General features: G+C 58.5%; 17 protein-coding genes. 14 read left to right on the forward strand and 3 right to left on the reverse strand.

Annotated features, from left to right (window positions below):
* Positions 1-24: 24 nt before the first annotated feature.
* Positions 25-1,053 (reverse strand): ABC transporter substrate-binding protein, encoded by a 1,029-nt coding sequence (locus tag K6L24_RS08065; protein WP_118663804.1) that lies wholly within the window; start codon positions 1,051-1,053, stop codon positions 25-27.
* A gap of 234 nt (positions 1,054-1,287) precedes the next feature.
* Here K6L24_RS08065 and K6L24_RS08070 point away from each other — a divergent pair, with 234 nt between their 5' ends.
* The 10 genes from K6L24_RS08070 (at position 1,288) to K6L24_RS08115 (ending at position 13,293) form a co-directional block, all read left to right on the forward strand.
* Entirely contained in the window at positions 1,288-2,322 is a 1,035-nt protein-coding gene (locus K6L24_RS08070) for a LacI family DNA-binding transcriptional regulator (protein ID WP_118663805.1), read from the forward strand.
* A 459-nt stretch (positions 2,323-2,781) separates the two neighbouring features.
* Entirely contained in the window at positions 2,782-3,390 is a 609-nt protein-coding gene (locus K6L24_RS08075; RefSeq protein ID WP_118663806.1) for a TetR/AcrR family transcriptional regulator, read from the forward strand.
* A gap of 208 nt (positions 3,391-3,598) precedes the next feature.
* Entirely contained in the window at positions 3,599-3,844 is a 246-nt protein-coding gene (locus K6L24_RS08080) for a hypothetical protein (protein WP_062742720.1), read from the forward strand.
* 277 nt (positions 3,845-4,121) lie between these two features.
* Positions 4,122-5,732 carry an AMP-binding protein gene (locus K6L24_RS08085; RefSeq protein WP_118663807.1) on the forward strand — a complete coding sequence of 537 codons (1,611 nt, stop codon included), beginning with the start codon at positions 4,122-4,124 and terminating at the stop codon, positions 5,730-5,732.
* A complete protein-coding gene (locus K6L24_RS08090; protein WP_194716103.1) occupies positions 5,729-6,463 on the forward strand; it encodes a thioesterase II family protein in 735 nt (244 codons plus the stop codon). Before K6L24_RS08085 ends, K6L24_RS08090 begins: the two co-directional genes overlap by 4 nt.
* Before the next feature lie 46 nt (positions 6,464-6,509).
* The gene (locus K6L24_RS08095) at positions 6,510-7,538 is read left to right on the forward strand and encodes a PLP-dependent cysteine synthase family protein (RefSeq protein ID WP_062742717.1); all 1,029 of its coding nucleotides are present in this window, start codon (positions 6,510-6,512) and stop codon (positions 7,536-7,538) included.
* A gap of 75 nt (positions 7,539-7,613) precedes the next feature.
* Positions 7,614-8,123, forward strand: a complete 510-nt coding sequence (locus K6L24_RS08100) for an allene oxide cyclase barrel-like domain-containing protein (protein ID WP_222682149.1) — start codon at positions 7,614-7,616, stop codon at positions 8,121-8,123.
* A 40-nt stretch (positions 8,124-8,163) separates the two neighbouring features.
* A complete protein-coding gene (locus K6L24_RS08105; RefSeq protein ID WP_062742715.1) occupies positions 8,164-9,339 on the forward strand; it encodes an NAD(P)/FAD-dependent oxidoreductase in 1,176 nt (391 codons plus the stop codon).
* Positions 9,340-9,353: 14 nt separating this feature from the next.
* Positions 9,354-12,245: a type I polyketide synthase gene (locus K6L24_RS08110; protein WP_222682150.1), complete on the forward strand. Its 2,892-nt coding sequence runs from the start codon at positions 9,354-9,356 to the stop codon at positions 12,243-12,245.
* 13 nt (positions 12,246-12,258) lie between these two features.
* A complete protein-coding gene (locus K6L24_RS08115; protein ID WP_222682151.1) occupies positions 12,259-13,293 on the forward strand; it encodes a Glu/Leu/Phe/Val dehydrogenase dimerization domain-containing protein in 1,035 nt (344 codons plus the stop codon).
* Positions 13,294-13,328: 35 nt separating this feature from the next.
* Here K6L24_RS08115 and K6L24_RS08120 read toward each other — a convergent pair whose 3' ends face one another.
* The gene (locus tag K6L24_RS08120) at positions 13,329-15,572 is read right to left on the reverse strand and encodes a TonB-dependent siderophore receptor (RefSeq protein ID WP_222682152.1); all 2,244 of its coding nucleotides are present in this window, start codon (positions 15,570-15,572) and stop codon (positions 13,329-13,331) included.
* 201 nt (positions 15,573-15,773) lie between these two features.
* On the opposite strand from K6L24_RS08120, the gene K6L24_RS08125 reads away from it, so the two are divergent.
* From K6L24_RS08125 to K6L24_RS08140, 4 genes are all read left to right on the forward strand, one after another.
* The gene (locus K6L24_RS08125; protein ID WP_191927447.1) at positions 15,774-16,970 is read left to right on the forward strand and encodes an ABC transporter substrate-binding protein; all 1,197 of its coding nucleotides are present in this window, start codon (positions 15,774-15,776) and stop codon (positions 16,968-16,970) included.
* Positions 16,970-18,256: an LLM class flavin-dependent oxidoreductase gene (locus K6L24_RS08130; protein ID WP_191927446.1), complete on the forward strand. Its 1,287-nt coding sequence runs from the start codon at positions 16,970-16,972 to the stop codon at positions 18,254-18,256. The genes K6L24_RS08125 and K6L24_RS08130 overlap by 1 nt, the downstream gene beginning before the upstream one ends.
* Positions 18,257-18,401: 145 nt before the next feature.
* Positions 18,402-19,907: an MFS transporter gene (locus K6L24_RS08135; RefSeq protein ID WP_222682153.1), complete on the forward strand. Its 1,506-nt coding sequence runs from the start codon at positions 18,402-18,404 to the stop codon at positions 19,905-19,907.
* 86 nt (positions 19,908-19,993) lie between these two features.
* A complete protein-coding gene (locus tag K6L24_RS08140) occupies positions 19,994-21,007 on the forward strand; it encodes a zinc-dependent alcohol dehydrogenase family protein (RefSeq protein WP_118663812.1) in 1,014 nt (337 codons plus the stop codon).
* Between the two features lie 77 nt (positions 21,008-21,084).
* Here K6L24_RS08140 and K6L24_RS08145 read toward each other — a convergent pair whose 3' ends face one another.
* Positions 21,085-21,957 carry a LysR family transcriptional regulator gene (locus K6L24_RS08145; RefSeq protein WP_062742710.1) on the reverse strand — a complete coding sequence of 291 codons (873 nt, stop codon included), beginning with the start codon at positions 21,955-21,957 and terminating at the stop codon, positions 21,085-21,087.
* Positions 21,958-22,001 lie beyond the last annotated feature (44 nt).

Consider the following 22,001-nt stretch of genomic DNA (forward strand, 5'->3'; position numbering starts at 1 on the left):
GGGCGGGAGGGGGAGGGGGCGGGATTATTGTGCGCTGGCACCGATCTCTTTGTCCCAGCGGCTGAGCAGGGCTTTGCGTTTAGCCGAGTCGCCATAGGTTTTAAAGTCGTAGTCGATCAGTTTGATGTTTTCGAAGCGCGGGGCATATTCAGAGATGGCCGCATTTTTATTCGACGGCAGCTGGAAGGATTTGGCGTCTTTCATATGGGACTGCGCGTCAGCACTCAGCGCCCAGTCGTACCACACTTTGGCGGTCTTCAGGTTTCGCGCGCCTTTCACGATTGACATCGAGCCGATCTCATAGCCGGTGCCTTCACAGGGGGCGACGGCTTTGATCGGGAAGCCATCCACCTGCATAGCGACGGCATCATGCATAAAGACGATGCCGATGGTGGTTTCGCCGCGTGCGGCCGCTTTCACCGGAGCCGAGCCGGATTTCGTGTACTGAGAGATATTGGCGTTGAGTTTTTTCAGATAGTCGAAGGCTTTCTCTTCGCCCATGATCTGCACCAGCGTGGCCAGCGTATTGTAGGCCGTACCGGAGGAGTTCGGATTAGCCATCTGGATTTCCCCTTTCCACGACGGGTCCAGCAGGTCGGCCCAGCATGCCGGGGCTTTGTGTTTTTTCTCTGCGACCAGTTTGGTGTTGTAACCCCAGCCCAGCGCCCCGGCATACACGCCGACGGTACGGTACTGTGCGCTTTCCGCCTGCTTGCGCGCCCAGTCCTGCTGCTGGTCGAGCAGCGGGGACTGATAGGCCTGAGTGAGGCCTTCATCGGCGGCCTGCATATGCGGGTCACCGGTGCCTGCCCACCAGATATCGGTGCGCGGGTTGCGGGCTTCGGTGCGGATACGGGCGTAGGCTTCCCCTGCGGAGAGGCGCACCATACTGACTTTGATATCCGGGTGCTGTTTTTCGAACAGGTTGGTCATCTGTTCACAGACAACCACATCGGCGGAGCAGATCATATTCAGCTTTTCTGCGGCCTGAGCCGGCAGGGCGGTGAGCGCAGAGCCGGCGGCGATGACCGCCATCAGAGTGATGCGATGCATGGTGTTCTCCTTCGGTGTAGGGTCGGCGATACGTTGTCGCCGGTTTTTATGTGCATATGTTTTGCACGTGTGTGCAATTAATTAATGGTTAATAATTACCCTGTCAATCGTGCTGTGATGCAATTCAGTTGCTGCGTCACAAAAATGAAACAATTACACAACATAAATAATTGCACAGCCGTGCAAAGTGCGACAGACTCACATCAGGTCAATTGAGGCGGGCAAAATAACACCATGGAAAAAGCAGTCGTCAGTGCGAAAGACGTTGCCGAGCGGGCGGGGGTATCCCGTTCGGCGGTATCCCGGACGTTCACACCGGGAGCCAGCGTGTCGGCAGCCACGCGTAAAAGGGTGATGCAGGCGGCCGAAGCCCTGGGCTATCACGTTAATCATCTGGCGCGAGGTCTGGTAAGTAACCGCAGTGGTATCGTCTGCCTGATTGTCTCGGATCTGGCGACCCCGTATCGTGCCAGCCTGGTACGGCTGGTCACCCAGCACCTGCAGGAAGCGGGGAAAATTGCCATGCTCATCAATACTGACCGCTCCGATGACAGCGTGTCTCAGGCGTTGCAGCAGGCGATTAACTTCCGCGCAGACGCCTCGTTTGTGCTCTCCGGGATGCCGGAAAGCGCCATCGCACGGCTGTGTCATAAGCACGGGCAGCGTCTGGTACTGATTAACCGTGACGACGTGCTGCCGGGATCACTGAGTATCAATCTTGATAACGGAGAGGCAGCCAGCCGGGTGGTGATGGCCTTTGCCCGGGCGGGCTGCCAGCACGTGGCCTTTGCCAACTCGCTGGCGGGAACGCCCAGCCTGATGGCGCGTGAAAATGGATTTATCCAGGCCGCCGTTGCCGCGGGTATGAAGGTGAGCGTGGAACGTTTCGGTACCACCTCGTACGAGAGCGGGCAGATCCTCGCACATCGTCTGCTGACCCGCCGCGACCGCCCGCAGGCGGTATTCTGCGTCACCGATCTGCTGGCGTGCGGGTTTATGGATGAGGCGCGTCACCGCTTCTCGCTGCGTATTCCCGACGATCTCTGCGTGGCGGGTTACGATGATATTCCCCAGGCGGCCTGGTCCTCCTATCATCTGACCACCTTTACGCAGCCGGTCGAACAGTTTGCCCGCGACTCGGTTGCCTGGCTGGTGAGTGAGGAGCGGCGTGAAGACAGCCAGCCCCCGGCGCTGGAGCAGGAGATGCCGGGTGAAACGCGGATGTATCACGCGGACTTTATCTGGCGTGGGACGATACGCGGCGGGTAACCGGACAACACACGGACATTCCGTGTGGGCATCTCCCGCTCCCCACTCTCCGCGTGCCGCTGTGTTTTACCCCCCGCAGAACGTGCTGCTGACGCCCGCTACCTTCAGTCGTTAACCGGTCTGTAGGTTATTATTCTCCTTTTCTCCCGGGCAATGAAACATCAACTTTAATATTATTTAAGAAAACGAAGATGCACGGTTTTTTATTTTTCTCTTTTTTTCGTGCTTTATTATTCGTGGTTTATTTATTATTTTTTTGACTGTCCTTATGCGGGATGGTTTTTTTATCTGTCGGTGAAATATAAGGTTTTTTATCAAAAGATATTTCCCACTCCAGACAGGTAACGGTGCCGGGAGGCATGAATAGAAAAGGCTTCTGTATTATGAAACAACCCCTCGCCAAGCAGGTCATTATTGTCTACTATCTAACTCAAGTCCTTACCTGATGAAGTTATTAAAATGGAAATAAAGAAAACAGACCCCAAGCCACGCACCAAACCGGCAGAAGTCCGTCTTGATGAACTGATGGATGCCGCACAGCATCTGTTTATCACCAAGGGATTTGAAGCAACGACCATCAGCGAGATCGTACGCGATGCGCAGGTGGCAAAGGGAACCTTCTATCATTACTTTCCGTCGAAAAATGAGATGCTCTCCGCACTGCGCGAGCGGTTTACCCGACACTTTATCGGGCAGATCCAGCAGGCAGTGGACGCCTGTCCAGCCCGGGACAGCATAGCGCGGCTGCGCGCCTGGTGTGATGCCGGTATCACCGCCTATTTTGACGGCATGGCGCTGCATGACGCGTTGTATCACGACCACCATTATCACACGCGTGGCAATCAGGATCGGGATGCGGTGCTGGATCAGATACTGACGATTCTGAATGAGGGCAGCGCCTGTGGGGCATGGCAGCTGGATAATCCACGCCTGACCGCCATTCTGATGTATCACGGCATGCACGGGGCCGTTGATGACGCGGTCGTCAGCGTGGAAAGCGATAAAACCCGTCTGGGCCAGCAGCTGGCAGAGGAGTTTCTGCGCCTGTTGGGCCATCGTCCGTCCTAATCAGTCAAAGGGACGTCACCGCTACGTCTCTTTGCCCCTTCAGTGATTTCCCTCCCTCCTGTTCTGTGCCTTATACCCTTACAAGCATAAGTTTTATTAATTAATTCATTTTACATTGTGCCCCGCTTCCGTCATAAAAAAGGTGTTGACCGACTGGCGGTCAGTGATAATAATAATCACTTTCATTAACCTGTGAGGTGTATTGATTATGGATTTTAACGGTATCTTGGCCCTTCTTACTGACATTGGCATTCCGGAAGAGGTGCTGGGAGATGCTGACGGGAGCTGGCATCTGCGCAGCGATCTGGCGCTTTCCTCGGCAGAAACGGTCGCCTTGCAGGCACAGTTACAGCCGCTGGTGGGGGGGCCGGTTTCGTTGTGGGGTGGTCAGGATTTTACGCTGGATGATCTGGTGGCGCTGGTGAATGGCACGGAAAAAGCGGGGGTGAGCTAACTCCCTGAATCCTGAAGGCCAGGGGGCCGCAGTGCAAGGGGATTCAGGAAAATACATATAAAATTAATATATTTGATTGACTGACGGTCGGTCGTGGTGTTTAGTGTTGTCCATAAAATAATTAATAAAGACCAGTAAGTAAATTTGCCCTTCCATGTGAGTAAGCACAGCAGTGAGATCGACGTTCAGGCACGCCCGGAGAAGGTTGGATTCATGCATGATTGCCGTTGAAAAATATTTCAAAACAATCAATTAGTTCGCACATCATGGAGTTAAAATGGTCAATTTTAGCGGTTCACTGAATCAGCGCCTGCTGGCTGCGCTGAGGGCAAACACACACCGTCCAGCGCTGTTTGAAGACGGCGGCATCATCACCCACGGCGAATTAGCCGATCGCGTTGCCTCCTGCAGCTTCCGCCTGCAGCAGCGCGGGGTGAAAAAGGCCGACCGGGTAGCGATGCAACTGGGCAATACCCATCAGGCCGTGGTGCTGATGCTGGCCACGCTGATGATCGGCGCGATACCTGTTCCCGTTCTTCCCTCATACCGTGAAAAAGAGCTGCGCCACATTCTGCAGATCACCCGGCCAAAAGTCGTGGCCCTGCAGCGCAGCACCCGCCGTTATCATCCGCTCTCCTGCCTGCAAACGTTACAGCAGGAAGGGATCAATGTTGATGTGGTGCTGGTGGGGGACGATAACGACAGCCAGCACGATACGCGTTACCTCAATCTCGGGGAATTTTGTTCGCGACTGACCCCCGTCCCGCCCCAAATCCTGACCCCACTGACGCCTGACGACACCGCGATGATGCTGTTGTCCAGCGGTACCACCGGCCTGCCAAAAGCGATTGCCCGTAAAAACGGCGGTTACAGTCATATGATTGACTGCGGATGTGACGTCTTTGGCCTGACCGAAAGCGCCGTGTATCTGGCCGTCATGCCCGTCTCTCATGGCTTTGTCATTAACTGCCCCGGTCTGCTTGGCACCCTGTCGCGCGGCGGTGCCGTGGCGCTGGCCGATGTGTCGTCTGCGGCACAGGCGCTGGATATTATCGCCCGGTGCGGCGTCACACATACCACCCTCGTGCCTGCGCTGCTGTCGCAGTGGGCGGAGACACAGCGTGAAAACCCGCGCGCGATTGACTCACTCTGGCATGTCCAGGTGGGCGGCGCTCGCGTCAGTCCGGAACTGGCGGCCTCGGCCTCTGCCGCACTGGGGATTACCCTTCAGCAGTGTTATGGCATGAGCGAAGGACTGCTCTGTTTCAACCACATCAGCGACGACGATCGCCTCCGCTTCCATTCTCAGGGGCGTCCGCTGTGTGCAGAGGATGAGGTGCGTATTGTTGACGGGCGGGGCGACGACCTGCCGGTAGGGCAGACCGGCGAACTGATCACCCGTGGGCCCTATACCATCACCGGTTACTACCAGAATCCTCAGGCGGACAGCCTGGCATTTACCGCTGACGGCTTCTACCGGACCGGCGATCTGGCCCATGTCGACCCGCAGGGCAACGTGTTTATTGACGGGCGGGTGAACGATGCCATTAACCGTGGCGGGGAGAAATTTTCCCCCCATGAAATTGAAGAGCTGGCGCTGCAGCACCCGGCGATCCGGCAGGCGGCCTGTGTCGGGATGGCAGATGCCCTGTATGGCGAAGTTCCCTGTCTGTTTGTCACCACGGCGGATGCCACCCTGACGCTGGGTGCGGTGCGACGGTTCTTTGAACAGCAGGGGCTGGCCTCGTTTAAAGCGCCGGAGAAGTTGGTTTTGCTGGAACACATTCCAATGAAGGGGATCGGTAAAATTGACCGGCTGGCCCTGCGGGCGCTGGTGGCTGACAACGATCGTCCCCGCTTACCGGTGACCAGCGGGAGGGCATCATGATACTGACCGCTGTCAGTCATAACCGCACGGTGATGCGCTTCAGTCAGCGGCGCACGGCACCGGTAGCGCAGCAACTGGTGGTGTTTCCTCACGCCGGGGGCGGTGCCGCGTTTTATCAGCCGTGGCGCGAAAGGCTGCCGGCAGAGTGCGACCTGCTGGTGGTGCAGTATCCGGGAAGGGAAGAGCGGCAGGGTGAGGCGCCATGGCAGAGTGCACAACAGGCCGTCACCGCCTGCTGTCACGGCCTCACGGAATTGCTGGGCGTCGCACCGGTGACTTTTTTTGGCCACAGTATGGGGGCCCTGCTGGCGCTGCAGGTAGCGTCGGCACTGTGGGCGTCACGCTTTTCCTGCCGTCGTGTGGTTCTCTCGTCACAGCATCCGCCTGAAGCCTTACTGATGCTGCAGCAGCCAGCGGCACGCCAGGATCTGCTCGCCTCCATCCTCAGCGACAGTGAACAAAGCGGGGTGATGCCGCTGGATACGCTGACGCGTCCGGCAGTGGCGGCGCTCATTTTGCAGGATCTGACCCTGCTCGGACAGCTGGCGGCGCTGCCGGTGGCTGACCTCCCGTTGGCCATCACTGGCGGAGACGACGACCCGCTGGTCGGACGGGCGGCGCGTGAAGGCTGGTCAGCCCTCGTCACCCGGAGTGAGCAGCGCAGCTGGCCGGGCGGTCATTTCTACTTCCGGGAGGATCCGGATGCCTTTCTACACCAGCTTTTGCAGTAAACAGAAGGCTGGCTCACTCAACTGATGGTCAGATAAGGAATATGTGATGAACTTTGAGCTGTTTAATCCCCAACATGCTGCACCCGATACCGATAAGGCCTTTACCTTATTCCCGGTATTGAAAAAGTTTTATGCCTCGCTGGGTAAAACTCCGCTGATCCCCGTACCGGGCCCGCAGGGACAGGCGACGATCCTGGCCAAGTACGAATTTACTAATCCTTTTGGATCAGTCAAAGACCGGACGGCCTTTGGCCTGTTTTGTGATGCCATCAACCAGCATGATTTTTCCCGTGGTGAGCTGAAACTGCTCGATTCATCCGGTGGCAATATGGCCAAAGCGCTGGCGAAGCTGGGCAATATGTGTGGCATCACCGTGCAGGTGGTGATCCCGGACTCCTCCTCTGAACAGTTAATTGCCACCCTGAAAGCCGATAACGCGCTGGTGACGCTGGTGGACAAAAGCCAGTTTTTACTCGGCGTGATTGCCCGCAGCCAGCAGATTGCCCGCGACGATCCCAGCTGGACGCTGCTTTCCCAGCAGCTGAACCTGGTGAATACCGCCGTTCATCAGTATCAGACCGGGGCGGAAATCCTCCATCAGCTGAATGGCACCCGCGCCGACGGCTGGGTTTCGGCCGTGGGGACGGGCGGTACGATAACCGGCGTCTATGCTGCCCTGCGTCGCCACAATCCGGAGATTATCGCCTGGGGAACCACACCCGCTGAATTGCCGTATGGCACGCTGAATGCCCCTAATGGCGACGCTAAATTTGCCGGGGCGGGAGGGCTTGGTTTCGGCTTCCGTCAGCCTTTTATCAGCCAGATGATGCCGAAAAACCTGCCGTTTAATGAGGTCAGCTATCGGGAAGCGCTGGCCGCCATGTACGAGTTCTGGCATCTCACCGGGGTCAAAATTGGCGCCTCCTCTGCCGCCAACTGGAAAACCGCATGGAAGCTGGCCGCGACGCTGGCGAAAGGCCAGCAGGTGATCACGCTGTTTGCCGATGCCGGCAGCGATGTGGAAAGAGAAAAGGGTGAAGTCTGGTTTAAACAGTCGGAAATTGTCGTGGCATAACCGCACTTAATTTATAAAAAGGTCATTAAAATGGAAATAATACAAGGCAATAATAATGTATTGTCAGAGTTGATAATGCTCGCAAACTGGGTTCGTGCAGAGCTGGATAAAGGACTTGCGGTCAGTGATATTGAAAAAACACTGGCGTCAAATAAAGGGTATAAAAATGCCACGGTTATTTCTGTTACAGAAATGGCCAATATTAATTTCAACGCGAAAACGCAAAACGGACCCACCGTCGGCGATGCAAATTCTCATGTCGATCAGTTTATTGATGACCAGGGAAAACCGGCGGGAACCATGACCGGCAGTGGCTGGAAAATTGCCGCCCTGGCCGATGACAGCGTGGTGTCTTACTACCATGAAACGGCAGAGACACCGCAGGGCCGCATCGAAACCTCAGGTATCTGGAATTCCAGCGCCATCTGGGCTTCACAGTGGCAATCGCTGCTGGCCGTGGGGGTCAGCGGGGATGTGATGGGGAAGGTGGGGGTGCGCCAGCTTTATCAGGAAATCCCCAGGGAGAAATACCGGACGCTACTGGTGCTGGTGCCGCTCGACCAGATTAAAACACTGACATCCTGATTTCCTGTTAAATAAGACATCAACCTGATAAGGGGTAGGTATGCGCACGTCTGAAGAGTGGGATGTTATTATTATTGGTGCCGGCCCGATAGGATTATCCAGTGCCTGGAATTACGCCCGAAATAATAAACAACATAACGTTTTGGTGCTGGATAAATATAGCCTGATGACGCAGCTCGCCGGAACCAGCGGCGAAGAGCGCCACTGGCGATTGCAGTATTCTGAAATTGATATTTTCCGCCTGACGCTGGCGGCCGATACATTGTGGCAGGCGCTGGAAAAAGAGGCCGATCGTCGGCTGATACATCGCACCGGCAGCCTGTGGTTCGGCGATGCCGATGTCTGGACCAATGAAGGGCAGATTACGCAGACCATGGCCTCCATGGATGAGATGGGCCTGCCGTATGAACGTCTGGGCATACGCGCTATTGAGCAGCGTTACGGCTTTTCGCATTTTGATGCGAACTACGAAGGCTTTCTGCAGCAGGATGGCGGCGTCATTGATGTCAGGGGGACGCTGTCTACGCTGTATGCGCTGGCCTCGGAACTTAATGTCAGCTTCGGTTTTGGCCAGGACGTGCTGGCGCTGGAACCGGACAGCCGGGGCGTCACGGTGATCGGCGCAAACCAGCGGTTCAGGGCGCGGAAAGTGCTGGTCGCCAGCGGGCCGGGGAGCAAAAAACTGCTGCGCGGTCTGGATATTGACCTGGAGCTGGCCACCTATGAGATGGCCTGCATCAGTATGCTGCGCAGTCAGCGTACCCGGGCGAATGATCCGTTCTGGTTTGCCTTTCAGCAGCCGGTAGAAAGCGACAGCAATCTGTTTTATGGCTTCCCTCCTAATCCCTGGTCGGTGAACGGTTTTGATCGTCTGGGCACCGATTTCGAAGTGGACCCGATCGCCGGGAATCAGGAGCCAGCGTACCGGGCCAACCCACAGCACGTCGCGCGCGCGCTGGAGTTTGCCCGTCGTCATATGCCTTTCCTCGCCCCGGATCGTCAACATTCTTCCTCCAGTTGCCTTGCGGTGTTACCCACTAACCCGCAGCGGCAGTTCTATCTGGACAGCGCCCGTGGGCGCTGCCACGGCGGTGAAAACGTGGTGGTCTCTGCCGGGGGCTGGGCGTTCAAATTTACCCCCCTGATGGGGCAGGTCTGCGCGGATCTGTTAAGTGATCACGCGCCCCGCTGGGATATCAGCGCCTTACGCTTCTGAAACCGGAGGGCAGTATGCAAGAGCAAAACGGCGTGAACCACAAAATAGCGCTGGTGGGAATGGCCTGCCGCTTCCCCGGTGCCGGTGATATCGAAACCTGGTGGCATAACCTGATTAATGGCGTTGAGTCGCTGGTGACAACGGATGAGCGTGCAGCGGACGAACCCGGTTTTGTCGGGGTTGCAGCGCCTCTGGCGCAGGACATTGCCCGCTTTGATGCCGGATTTTTCGGTCTCAGCGCCCGGGAAGCGGCGCTGATGGATCCGCAACATCGTCTGTTTCTGGAGTGTGCCTGGCACGCGCTGGAAAGTGCAGGGATTGTGCCCGGCGCTCTGCCGGAGGCGGCTCTGTTCGCCGGCTGCAGCAGTTCGGCGTATTTAAGAGAAAACGGCAGGGCACAGCGTTTTGCCGCGCTGGCACCGTCGGCCTTTGAACAGCAGATCACCAATGATAACGACTACCTCAGTACGCGTGCGGCATGGCATCTGGGGATCGGTGGCCCGGTAGTGAATGTTCAGGCCGCCTGTGCCACCTCGCTGGTGGCGGTGTGTGAGGCGGTGTACGCCCTGCGCAACAGACGCTGTGACCTGGCGCTGGCCGGTGCCTGTACGTTACGCATCCCGGAGCTGGCGGGCTACGTCAGCCAGCAGGGGATGATCTTTGCGACAGACGGACACTGCCGGCCATTTTCCGCGGATGCCAGCGGCACGGTATTTGGCAGCGGGGTTGGGGTAGTGGTGATGAAACGCCTGGAGGATGCGCTGGCGGCCGGTGATGAGGTGATCGCAGTGATTGACGGCGTGGCAATGAATAATGACGGCGCGGAAAAAGTCAGCTTTACCACCACCAGCCTGGCGGGTCAGCAGCGCCTGTTGCGTCAGGCTCTGCAGGATGCGCACCGGCACCCGGAGACCTTTCGGGCGATGGAAGCGCACGGCACGGGCACGTTGGCCGGAGATCCGATTGAATTCTCCGCGCTCAGTTCCGTGTTTCGCGAGTTTACCGGGCGTGAAAATTTCTGTGCGCTGGGGGCCGTGAAAGCCAATGTTGGTCACCTTGAAACGGCCGCCGGAATGGCCGGACTCATCAAGGCGGCCCTGCAAATCAGGCACGGCTGGCTGACGCCGCAGATCAACTTTACGGCGGCAAATCCGACCTGCGAGCTGGCACACAGTCCGTTTACCGTCCTGCGTGCCGCCGAACGCTGGCCGCAGGATGATACCCGCTGTGCCATAGGTGTCAGTGCCTTTGGCATCGGCGGCAGTAATGCTCACGTGGTGTTAAGCCGGCCGCAAGGGGCAGACGCAGCGCCGGACGTCACTCCGGCGTCTCTGGCCGATCGGGTCATTCCGCTGTCTGCCCGTTCTGAACAGGCCTGGTATCAGCTGGCGAAGCACTACCGGCAGCACGCCGTCGGGACAGATGTGGCGGCCATGGCCTGGAGCGCACAGACCGGCAGGCAGGGAATGCGCTATCGCGGCACGCTGGGGCCGGATGAAGAGGGCCAACTGGTGATCAAAGAGGGGATGGTCGACAGCGGTAAAGGTCGCCTGAGTGTCATTTTCCAGTTCCCTGGTCAGGGCAGCCAGTTTATCGGCATGGCGCGGGAGCTGATGGCCCGCGACAGCCACTTTGCGCGGCTGATGAAGGAGAAAATGGCGCTGCTGCACCGGCGGGAGCAACTGGATATCTCCCCGCTGTTCAGTCCCGGGGGCGACAGCACCATGCTGAATAACACCGCCCTGACGCAGCCGACGCTGGTGGCTGTAGAGATATCGCTGGCCGAACTGCTGATGTATTACGGCGTGGTGCCCGATCGGGTGATGGGCCATAGCGTTGGTGAAATTGCCGCGGCCTGGGCCGCCGGTGCTTTTACCGTCGAACAGGCCCTGGTCTTTGCCGCGCAGCGCGGCAGGCTGATGGCCTCGCTGGAGGGTGGCGCCATGCTGGCCGTTGAGCTGAGTGACAGCGATTGTCAGCCCTGGCTGGGGGGCGGGGTTTCGCTGGCTGCGGTGAACGGTGAAAACAGTTGTGTCCTGTCGGGTAACCGGTCTGCACTGGCTGACTGCGAGCAGCGTCTGCGCAGAGAGGGCATTCGCTGCAAGGCACTCAGTGTGTCTCACGCCTTTCACTCGGCAATGATGGAACCGATCCTCAGCGATCTGCGCCATGTCGTGCCCGCCGTCAGCGCGGCACATCACGGGGTACGGTATTACTCCGCGCTGCAGGCACAGGAGATCAGCGATCTGCGTCAGCTGGATGCGGACTACTGGAGCCGTCACGCCCGTGAGGCGGTGCAATATCACCAGACACTGCAGCAGATACCGGATCGGGGCAGGACGCTGTTTATCGAAGTCGGGCCGGGTTCGACCCTGACCGCGCTGGTGGCCCGCTTACGCCAGCGCAGCGGTAAGACGTCTGCGGTGCGCACGCTGCGCCGCCGCGATGATGCCCTCACCGAGGAGGCGCTGTGGATCCAGGCCCTGCAAAAAATCTGGCGCGCCGGGGTCGCGGTCTGCTGGTCACGCCTGTGGGCCTCTCCGGGCCGGCGTGTAGCCCTGCCGCTTTATCCCTTCGACCCCCAGTTCTGGTGGATGGGCGACCGGGAACTCCCGGCCAGCCAGCAGGCTGATGTTGCCGCCCGCGATCCCCGGGAGCAGGACGCGCTGATGGCGCGTATTCGTCCGTTGTGGCAGGAAGTCACCGGGGCGTTACCGGCATCGGCCTATGAGGATTTTTATGACGCCGGAGGACAGTCTCTGATGGCTTTACGCCTGATGGCCCGGCTGGAACAGGAGTTTGGCGTGGCGATCAGTATGGCTGATTTTTTACACCAGCCGACGCCGTCGGGTATCCGCCAATGTTTGCAAAAATCTGGCGTTGTTGAGCAACATCTCACTCATTAACAGGATGAATATCATGTCTGCATTGAATGCAACACTGAACACGACACAGTATCAGATTGAAACCGTACAGGTTGACAGCGAGACGTCCTTTACGCTGGCTTACTCGCCGCACATCAAACGCCTTCCGGCTAACGGGGGTATCCGCTGGCGGCAGTACAGTTCACGGCAGCAGCAAGAGAGTGAGGCGGTGATGCTGGCGCAGCGTATGTCCCTGAAACACGGACTGTATAATACCGGGTTCAGCGGCGGCAAAATTGTCGTCAACAGCCCGCATCTGCCGGCACAACAGCCGGAGGTGATGGCGGAGATCGGGGCGCTGCTGAACCGTTATAATGGCGCCATGTTTACCGGGTGTGACATCAACACCAGTAATCAGGATATGGACTATCTGCGTCGTTTCACCCCGTGGATACTCAATGCCATGGACAGCCCGCAGATTGATACCTCTGTCGCCACCGGGTACGGCGTCTGGAGCTCCGTTCATAAAATTATCACCCTGCGGCTGTCCGGGGTTGCGCAGCCAGTGGTGGCCATTCACGGTATGGGCAAAGTCGGGGCTGAGGTGGCCAGACAGTCTCTGCTGCACGGGTGCGACGTCGTGGGGTACGACATCAATCCGCAGGCGGTCTTCCCTGAGGGGGTGCGCCGGGTTAACGAAGCGCAGCTGTTCGGTGAGAAAAGTCATGTGCTGTGCATTGCCTCGCTGTCCGGTATTTTAACCAGTGAAAATGTGCCACAGATCAATACCAGCTGGGTGGTCAGCAGCGCCAATTCCCCGTTCAGCAACCCACTGGCAGAAGCGGTGCTGGTTGCACGCGGCATTCATTACCTGCCTGATTATGTCAGCAATGCCGGAGCGGTAATCTGCGACAGCATTGAAATGGCCTTTACCGAGCGTTACAACCAGATGAGCCAGGAGCAGGTGAACGCTTATGTCTGTTCGCTGATTGGGGCCAAAACGGAAGAGTTACTGCGGCGTTCAGCCCTGCTGGACTGCGAGGTAGGCAGACTGCTGCAGCCGGTTAAATCCGCGCTGATGGTGGCCTGAAGCCAGAGGGATGGCCCTGCGCCATCCCTTATTTATTACCAGCGATAATCCACGGTGGCGGTGACCGTTCTGTCCTGACCCACAAAGCAGTACATCGCCGATGTACAGCTGGCAACATAGCGCTTGTTGGTCAGGTTGTTGACGTTAATCGCCAGGGTGGTGCCTTTAAGAGAGGAAGAGAGCTGCCCCAAATCATAACGGCCCGCTACATCTACCAGCGTGGCTACCGGTACTTTGAAGGTGTTCGCCGGGTCGCCGTAGCTGGTGCCGAGGTAGCGCACACCGCTTCCCAGCTGCAGTCCTGACAGCACACCTGAATCAAAGCGATAGTCGAGCCAGGCGGCGGCGCTGTTGGCCGGAACCTGGGTTAACGTTTTACCGCGATTTGTCGCATCCTGGGTTAACTCATTATCCAGCCAGGTATAGCTGGCTATCAGATTGAGATCAGGCACAATTTCCGTTGTGGCCTGCAGATCGATCCCCCGGGTGCGCGCCTTCCCGGCCTGGGTATTAAAGCCCAGATGTTCGGCGTCACTGGTTTTGACATCAGACTGGGTCAGCTGGAACAGGGCGGCACTGAGCAGGGTTTTCGAGCCTTCGGGGTGGAACTTGATCCCCAGTTCGCTCTGCTTCGTTTCCACGGGCCGGAAGGCTTTGCCATCATATCCGCTGCCCAGCAGCGGATCGAAGGAGGTGGCGTAGCTGATATAGGGCGCCAGCCCGCTATCAAACTGATAGCTCAGTCCGGCGCGCCCCGTCCATTTCTCATCCGTCTGGCGGGTTTTTACCGTTACCGGCGAGTAGCTGTTGGTATCATGGTCGGTATCCGACCAGTCATGGCGACCGCTCAGCGTCAGACGCCAGCGGTTCCAGGCAATCTGATCCTGCAGGTAGACGCCGGTACGGGTAAATTGCTGTTTTTCCCGCCACGGCGCGGCCCGGCTGGCGGTGAAATCGGGATGCAGATCCGGCCGGTAGTCAGGGCCGTACGGATCAGTCAGCACCGGGCCCACGCTGTAGAGCGCATTGTTCAGACGCCCAAGCGAAAAGTCGACGCCGGCCAGCAGCGTGTGGCGGGTTGGCCCGGCATCAATATCCCCGCTGATATGATTATCCATTGAAAAGGTGCTGACCGTCGCCGGGGTCAGTTCGTCATACGCTTTCAGCCACGGCTGCGCATTCACCAACTGATAACCATAAATCACCCCGCGCTGAATATCGGAACGAACATTCATATAACGGGCATTGCTGTTAAAGGTCCAGCCGTTATCAAACTGATACTCAAAGAGTGAGCTGACGGTCTGCTGGCGGCGGGTGGAGTCCGCGAAATGCCCGTCGGTATAGTTTTTATGACGGTCAAGGGGGGCATAAGGACTGTTGTTCAGCCCCAGCAGGTCGGCGGGCAGGCTGTTGTAGTTCGCGATATCCGGCTCCCATGAATATGTCGCCATTAAGGTCCAGGTCGCCTTATCCGTGGGCCGCCAGGTCACAGACGGGGCGAGGTAGAGGCGACGGTGGCGGCTGTCTTCGATCTGCCCCCGCGTATCCAGGCCGCTGGCGGTAAACCGGTAAAGCAGGCTGTTATCGTCTGTTACCGGGCCGGTGGAGTCGACGCCAAACTGCTGATGGTGGAAGCTGCCGTAAGACAGACTGATATGGTGCGAGGCGATATCCTGCGGTTTAAGGCTGACCTGATTGACAATGCCCCCGCCGGTTCCCTGGCCGTAAAGGGCCGCTGCCGGTCCGCGCAGGACTTCAATCCGCTCCAGCGACCAGGGATCGATCTGGGGCAGCCAGCTTCCCGGGTTACTGATGATGCGCAGCCCATCCAGATAGTAATCGGCGTCGACACCGCGTATGCGGGTCATGTCGAGATAGTCACCAAAACCGCCATAGCGTTCACTGGTCGCGCCAGCGGTATAACGCAGCGCAGCACTACTGGATGACGGCTGCATTATCTCCATCTGCCTGCGGGTCACCACAGACACGGACTGCGGGATCTCCAGCACCGGGGTGCGGGTCTTCGTCCCGACCCCGGACTCTTCCGCGACATAACCGTTTTCCGGGCCTTCCGTTTTGTCCGGAGCGGCTGCCGTCACCGTCAGCGTTATCGGTTCAGCCGCGCTGTCGCTCTTTTTCCTGTCTGCCGTTCCCTCAGCGGCGGAGGCGGGGGCGGTCAGGTAAAGAGAGAGCATCAGCGACAGGGTTAACCTGTTCAGTACAGACGGCAGCAAGGGCAGGGGTAAAACGCGTACAGCGACAGCGTGATTTATCAGCATAAAGAGTCCTGGAACGAGCGAAATGTGGGGGGCTGTGCGCACATGCTTGCTATTAACGTGATGAAAATAATCACTTTCTATAAAGTTTCTTAACGCCTGTAAATGCGAATGATAATTATAATGAAGGCATATTATACATTGACCGTCAGTCGGTCAATGATATGATGGCTTATCCTATCGCCAGCCGACAGACCTTGCTCTATGCCAGCACCTTTAGTTTCAGCCAGACAAAAAGCAGCCAGCCATTACGGCCCGGACTCGGTAACCCGTCGCTCGCTGCTCTGTGGCTTGCTGGCGGCAGGGGTATTGATCACCACGCAGCCGCTGGCCGCCATGGGCAGGGCAAAAACCCTGACCGATATCGCCGGACGTAGCGTGACCCTGCGCCACCCGGTCAGCCGGATCCTGTTGGGTGACGGTACGCTGGCCTATGCGCTGGCGCTGCTGCGCCCGGAAGATCCCTTCCGTGGCGTGGTCGCCTGGGGAGATAACTTTCGCGCTGCCGATCTCGACGGATACCGGGCTTATCAGCAACGCTTTCCGCAAATCGACCGCATACCGCGTTTTTCCGGTAAAACCGTCGATGCCATTGGCGGAGAACAGGCCATTGCGTTGCAGCCCGATATTGTGGTGCTGAACCTGAGTTCGATGACCGCAGCGACCGCCTCAGGACTGCTGCCCCTGCTGAAGCAGGCGGGTATCCCGGTGCTGTTCGTGGATTTTCGTACCAGAATGTTTGCCAACGCGGTGCGCAGCATGCAAATTCTCGGCGAGCTGTTTGGACGGGAGGCGCGGGCAGCCCGTTTCCTGGACTTTCGCCAGCAGCAGATCGACCGGGTGACCGGCCCGCTGAAGCAGGTCAGGACGCGACCGCTGGTGATGGTTGAACGTGCTGCGGGGCTGTATGACGACTGCTGTCTGACCTACGGTGACGGCAACTTTGGCGAGCTGGTGGCGGTGGCCGGAGGGGAGAATCTGGGGACACGACTGCTGCAGGGAACCTTCGGCACACTCAGTCAGGAAAAGGTCATTACGTCCGATCCCGACATGGTCCTGGTCACCGGGGCGAACTGGTCGCTCTATTCCCCCGGGGGGAACTGGGTCAATCTGGGGCCAGGGGCTGACCCCGCTGAAGGTCGCGCCCGTCTGCAGCGGCTGATGCAGCGGCCTGCCTACCGCACGCTGCGCGCTGTCAGAGAACAACAGGTTTATGCCATCTGGCATCCCTTTTACGACAATCCCTACTATTTTATCGCCCTGCAGCGCGTGGCCAAATGGCTGCATCCCGATCTGTTTTCTTCACTCGACCCCGAAGCGACGTTCCGCGAACTGCACGAGCGTTTTCTCCCTGTCCCGTACCAGCCCGGTTACTGGCTCAGCCTGAAGGAGGCCACCTGATGACCCGCACTTCTCAACTTATCCTGCTGGCAATGCCCAGCATCCATGCCGGCGCATGGCGTTATCCTGGTGCTGTCGCCGATTTTCAGTGCCGCTTTGAGCAGATGAAGTGGTTTGCACAGACCCTGGAGCAGGGACGGTTCGACGGCCTGTTTCTGCCCGATACGCTGGCGTTACGTGCGGTTGGCCCGGCGGCGCTGGCTCGCGGGCACAGCACGGTGACGCTGGATCCGCTGACGCTGCTGCCTGCGTTGGCTGCGGTTACCCGGCACCTCGGGCTGATTGGCACGGCGAGTACCACTTATAACGATCCCTATATGCTGGCACGCCGTCTGGCATCCCTTGACCACATCAGCGCAGGCCGCGCCGGGTGGAATCTGGTGACCTCCAGCAATGCCAGCGAAGCCGGTAATTTCGGCCAGAAAACGCATATGGAGCACAGCCAGCGCTATGCGCGGGCGCGGGAGTTTACGGCGGTGATGAACGGTCTGTGGGACAGCTGGGAGCAGGATGCGTTTTGCCGTGATGCTGACAGCGGCGTATTTCTGCAGGTTGAAAAAATGCACCGGCTCGACCATCACGGGGACTATTTTTCGGTGCAGGGCCCGCTGAATATTGAACGCTCTCCCCAGGGGCGGCCGGTTATCGTGCAGGCCGGGGCGTCAGAAGCCGGCAGGCAGGTTGCGGCCGAAACCGCCGAAGTGATATTTACCTACCAGACTGACCTGGATTCCGCCCGTGAGTTTTATGACGATATGCAGGGCCGGGCGCAGGCTGCCGGCCGCCGTAAACCGCTGAAAATCATTCCTGCTGTCTTTGTGGTTCTCGGCGCGACCGAAGAAGAGGCCCGTCAGAAACGTGCCATGCTGGACAGCCTGGTGGACGAGCAGAGCAGTCTTGCCACTCTCTCGGTGGCGCTCGGGCACGATATATCAGCGTATGATATCCACGGCCCGTTGCCGGAAATCCCCGCCAGTAATGCCAGTAAAAGCGGGCGCGAGCGGGTGGTGCAACTGGCGCGACGGGAAAACCTCACTATTCTGGCGCTGGCACGACGCATTTGCGGTTATCAGGGGCTGGAAATGGTGGGGACGGCCTCCAGCGTGGCAGAGACAATGCAGCAGTGGTCAGAGCAGGGCGCGGCCGACGGTTTTAACGTGATGTTCTCGCATTTCCCGGGTGGGGTCAGCGAATTTGTCAGTCAGGTGATCCCGGCGTTACAGCATCGTGGTCTGCTGCGGAAACACTATACGGCGTCGACGCTGCGGGGGAATCTGGGGTTGTAACCGCGTACGGGGCGGCGGTTTGCCCGCCCCGTAAAGTGGCGCTTCGCTGAAAAAATATCACCGGTATGCTGCGTTGTTTTTCATTGACCGTCGGTCAGTCAATTGCTACGGTTACGATAACCAGCCCATCATATAAGGGATTTTTATGCGTCTCAGCCGTCATCACGCCGCACTCGCTGCGGCTTATCTTGGTACTTTTCTTGCCTCGCTGGATATCAGCATCGTCAACGTTGCCCTGCCGACCATGCAGAGTGCACTGCGAACGGACATTGCCGGATTACAGTGGGTGGTTAATGCCTACGCCGTCTGTCTGTCTGCTTTTATGCTGTCCGCCGGACCGCTTGCGGATCGTTACGGACATAAACGCGCCTGGGTGAGTGGCGTAGTGCTGTTCACCTGCGGGTCATTACTGTGCGGTATCGCCCCTGACCTGGCGGTGCTGCTGACCGGGCGGGCCATTCAGGGGGTATCGGCAGCGTTACTGATTTCCGGGGCCATGCCGATTCTGACCCATGCTTTTCCCGATCCCCGCCAGCGGGCCCATGCTATCGGGGGCTGGTCAGCGTTCAGCGCGCTGGCGCTGATCCTCGGGCCGCTGCTCGGCGGCGTACTGCTGCAGTGGCTGGGCTGGCAGAGTATTTTTCTGGTGAATATCCCACTGTGCCTGGTGGCTGTCGCTGCAGGGCTGTGGGGCATACCGGAGCGTAAATTTCCTGACCATGCGGCGCTGGACACCACCGGACAGCTGTTGGGCATTTTATCACTGGGGGCACTGGCCTGGGGGATGATTGAGGCGGGTAAATACGGCTTTAGCGGCCGCCTTCCCCTGATGATCCTCGCTGTTGCTGCGGTGGGTTTTATCCTGTTTGCGCTGGTGGAGAAACGGACGCCACGACCGTTACTGCCGCTGGCACTGCTGCGCGAGCCAGCGTTTGTCTGCGTCAATCTGGCCTCCTTTATTCTCGGGTTTTCTTATTACAGCTGCCTGTTCTTTTTTTCGATTTTTCTGCAGCAGATTCAGGGCTGGGCCCCGGCGGAAGCCGGGCTGCGTATGCTGCCGCTGTTCGCCGTCACCGGACTGGTCTCGCTGCTGTTTGGCCGAATCAGTGCCCGCCTGCCGATGCGCGGACTGATGGTCGCCGGTTATGGCATCGCCGGCCTGTCGATGGTGGCGATGGCACTGCTGCATGCGCAGTCTGCTTACTGGCTGGTCGGGACGCTGTTCGCGCTGCTGGGGGCCGGTGCCGGACTGGCGGTGCCGGGGATTGGTATGCTGGTGATGGGCATGGCGCCCACTGAACAGGCCGGATCCGTTTCAGCGATGATGAATGCGCTGCGTCAGGCGGGAATGACCATTGGCATTGCCTTACTCGGCACGCTGATGAGTGGACAGGCGATACGCACGCTGACGGCTTCGCTGAACGGCAGCGGCATTGATGATGCGGCACAGATTGCGCATCAGGCTGTCACGCGTCATCTGACCTCCCCGGCGGTGACGGACTTCAGCGCCCGCTATACGACGGCGATGGAAAGCGGGTTTCATCTCGCCATGCTCTGTGCCGGTGCGGCCTGCTTTGTGGCGATGGCGTTACTGTTTCGCCTGCAGCCCGTCACGGAGGGCAGGGCATCAATTTCGCGTGACAGCGCATAGTGCGTATCCGATGAGCGTCAGTGGCGTGTAAGCTGGTACTTTCATTCGCTGGCATCAGCCAGAAACAGATCTATCAGGAGAAGATGATGAAAGCAGTAGTGATTAATACCCCCTTTAATCTCGACAGCGTGACGCTCACCGAACGCAAGGATCCGGGACAGCCGGGCAAAGGAGAGATCAGAGTGGCAATTAAAGCCAGCTCGCTTAATTTCCATGATCTGATGGTGGCCACAGGCGGCATGGCCGTTGACGATGGCCGTATCCTGCTGTCTGACGGTGCCGGTATTGTTGAGGCGATAGGCGAAGGCGTAACCGATTTCCGCGTGGGTGATGCCGTGGTTTCCACCTTCTTCCCGGTATGGGCGGCAGGTAAAGCGACCCCGGCCGTGGGCGGATTTGCCCATACGCCTGGCGATGGCGTCGATGGCCTGGCCTGTGAAAGTGTTGTGCGCGCGGAAAGCGCCTTTACCCACGCACCGGCAGGCTGGTCGCACGTGGAAGCCGCCACCATCACCACCTCCGGCCTGACCGCGTGGCGGGCCTTAGTGGTCAATGGCCGCTTAAAAGCGGGTGAAACCGTACTGGTGCAGGGCACCGGCGGGGTTTCCATTGCCGCGCTGCAGCTGGCCAAAGCGATGGGCGCACGGGTCATTGCCACCTCGTCTTCTGATGAGAAACTGGCGAGAGTGCGCGAACTGGGCGCAGATGACACCATTAACTACCGCACGACGCCAGAGTGGGGCGACAAAGTCCTTGAACTGACCGGCGGCATCGGTGTTGATCACGTGGTTGAAGTGGGCGGCCCCGCCACGCTGAATGAATCCCTGAAAGCGGTGAAGGTTGGCGGCCATATTGCCGTGATCGGCGTGTTGTCCGGCACGGATGCGGCATTGTCCGTCTTCAGCGTGCTGGCTAAACAGGTGCGCATTGAGGGGCTGATTGTCGGCAGCCGCCAGGATCAGATTGACTATGTCAACGCGCTGGCGCTGATGGCGCAGAAACCGATCATCGATCGGGTCTTTACCTACGATCGCTTAAGCGAGGCCTTTGCCCATCTGCAAAGCGGCAAACACCTGGGTAAGGTGTGTGTCAGCTGGTGATGGCATAAATAACAGCCCGCCCGGAGACCCACCGGGCGGGTTTTTTAATGCCTGACAGGCGGAAGCGTCAGCGTGAATTAACGCGCTGAAACCCGCTGCCTTGTCTTCACCCCGGCGATAAAATGATCCCTGAGCCGATCCTCCGTTCTGCCGTCCCATGCGATACCCACCTGCCAGCTTACTGACGCTCCCGTTAACGGCATCATCGCTAACGCCGGAGGGGCGATATGCATCACGCTCTCCGGTAACAGTGCTGCCCCGGTGCCGGCCATCACCAGTGCGACGATGGTATGAATATCCTCAGCCAGCTGAGTGGCAGAGGCCATCAGCCCGTTGTCCTGCATATAGCGATCAATCTGGGTATTCAGACCGCGGCCACGTTCTGTGCGCAGCCGCAGCAGAGGCCACTTTTTTAAACACCCGGCCACGCTGACCGACGAGGCATCCGCCGCGACCAGCACCAGACGGTCAGTAAACAGCGGCAGATAATCCAGCGGTACAGGCGGTGGCACCCGAACAAATCCCACCTGGAGTTCGTTGTTTTGCAGCTGGGCATACTGCTGCGCGGAGGGCAGGTCAGTTAAAGAAACCTCCACGCCGGGGAAACGCTGGCGAAATTCGGCCAGACACTGCGGGGCCAGGTAAAAGCTGGAGAGGCCGAATCCCACCGCCAGAGTGCCCTCATGGCCTTTTGCCACCTGCCCGGCATGGTGCAGGAATGAGCGTGCCTGCCCGAGCACTTTCTGCGCCTCCGGCAGCAGGCGACGACCGCCGGATGTCAGCGCCGTACCGTGCCGGCCGCGTGAAAAAAGAGCGACGTTGAGCTGCGATTCCAGCAGGTTTATCTGTTTGGTTAATGCCGGTTGCGAGATAAACAGGGCCCGCGCGGCTTCGGCATAGTTTCCTTTTTCTGCCAGCATCACAAAGGCGTTCAGCAACCGAAGATTCATCATGACATTCCAGAAAGTTATCAGAATTGAAAATAGTTTGATTA

This window comes from Erwinia persicina (genome assembly GCF_019844095.1).
In the GTDB taxonomy this organism is placed as follows: domain Bacteria; phylum Pseudomonadota; class Gammaproteobacteria; order Enterobacterales; family Enterobacteriaceae; genus Erwinia; species Erwinia persicina.